This window comes from Allokutzneria sp. NRRL B-24872, assembly GCF_002155965.1.
Taxonomy (GTDB): domain Bacteria; phylum Actinomycetota; class Actinomycetes; order Mycobacteriales; family Pseudonocardiaceae; genus Allokutzneria.
In genome coordinates this window covers 1-611 of the sequence record NZ_MUMH01000272.1, presented here as the reverse complement: position 1 = coordinate 611, position 611 = coordinate 1, and the positions used below count along the sequence as shown (strand labels likewise).

Here is a 611-nt window from a genome sequence, read left to right as displayed (position 1 = left end):
CCGCAGGTCCAGCCGGTGGTGGCGCCGGACTTGCAGATCGTGGAGCCCACGGCGGCCCGGTTCGCGCCGCGCACCGCCACGGTCCCGGCCGCGCCCCAGGTGCCGACCGAGGTCATGATCCGGTCCTCGGCGTCGATGCGGGCGATGCCCATGTCCACGCTGTCCTTGCCGATGCCGAAGCGCGTGCCGGTCGCCTTGCCGAAGTGCGTGCTGCCCAGGTACAGGTCGGGCAAGCCCTCCACGCAGTGGCCGGCGGTGACCAGGAAGCGCTGGCCGGAAGAGTTCGTGGCGCCGAAGCCGACCGAGCACCACCCGCCGCCGGAGGCGCTGAAGGTCATCTTGCTGCCGGGGTAGACGTCTGCGGTCGGCGCGAGCCGCTCGCGGGTGGTCTCGACCCTGACCGCGCTGCCGTGCTTGGCGGCCGCTGCCAGGAACTTCTCGGTGGAGGCCGAGCGGCTGCCCTCGTGCACGGTCAACACGACGGTGTCCGAAGCCAGGTCGACGGCCCACGAGTTCACGCCGTCCGGGCGGTGCGCCCGCGAGGCGTTGTCCAGGTCGGCGGAGACGCGCTCCAGCGCCGAGGCGCCGCGGGCTCCGGTGCGGACGGAGAG

At 73.5% G+C, this 611-nt stretch carries 1 protein-coding gene; it reads right to left on the bottom strand.

Annotated elements, in window-relative coordinates; all coding sequences use genetic code 11:
* On the bottom strand, nucleotides 1-611 hold a 611-nt coding region (locus tag CCN37_RS37330; protein WP_143262016.1), incomplete at both ends, for a S1 family peptidase.